Here is an 820-nt window from a genome sequence, read left to right as displayed (position 1 = left end):
ACTTCAAAACTGACAATTTCAATATTGTTATTATCATCAAGCCTGTGGCTTTCTGATGACTGAAGATACAAAATAAGTGTTTTACCAAAACACTTTTCTGAAATATTAATACGCCCAGAACTTACATTACCTTGCCAGACTGTTTTTAATGTGCCAATTTGAGATAAATTCTTTTGTGCCTGCAAAAATTGCTGATTTATATCAACTTTTGCATTGTTTATTTCTTGTAAAGTAGATTGTTTATTTTCTTTTATTTCTTGGTCAACCCTCGCAGATAACGCTTGCATATTTTGCACAAGTGTACCCGCATCTAAAATTCCTGCGTTCTCAACAACGCCGAATGCTTTAACCCAAAATTGCACGTCATCAAATGTGTTTTTTGCTTTTATACAAAGTTTGAGAGCAATCGCTCGCGGTCTTGTTTCAGCTCCCCCCGTAGCCATCGGGCTATCTAAAAGCGGATGCATAAATCCATTATCACCGAGATTGTCATCAGTTACAGTTGCAGAGCGTAATCGTGAGTCTATAACAGTTTTCGTTTTGTCATAAAAAACATTACTATCACTTGAATTAACCCAGTGTGTTCTAACTTTATGTACGTGCTTTTTAATTTCGTCACTTTGTGTCTGACCGATATTTAATCCATTCCCTGTATTTCTAATAAATCGGTCTTCCGCAAGTGGTACATTTGAAATAGAGCTATATTTATCAACAAGATATTGATATAACTCTGGGTAATTTTGCTGTGTGACTGTTGAGCGAATGCTATCAAAGGCAATCCACCCAGAAGGGATATTATCCACGGCAAAATAAGCCGTCA

1 pseudogene is annotated in these 820 nt (G+C 36.3%); it reads right to left on the bottom strand.

What is annotated here, in order from left to right:
- Window positions 1-820: pseudogene (locus tag HMPREF2644_RS05145) on the bottom strand (phage tail protein); the annotation flags it as partial.

This window comes from Haemophilus sp. HMSC071C11, from assembly GCF_001837655.1.
GTDB lineage: Bacteria > Pseudomonadota > Gammaproteobacteria > Enterobacterales > Pasteurellaceae > Haemophilus > Haemophilus influenzae.
This window is presented reverse-complemented; position numbering and strand designations above follow the sequence as displayed.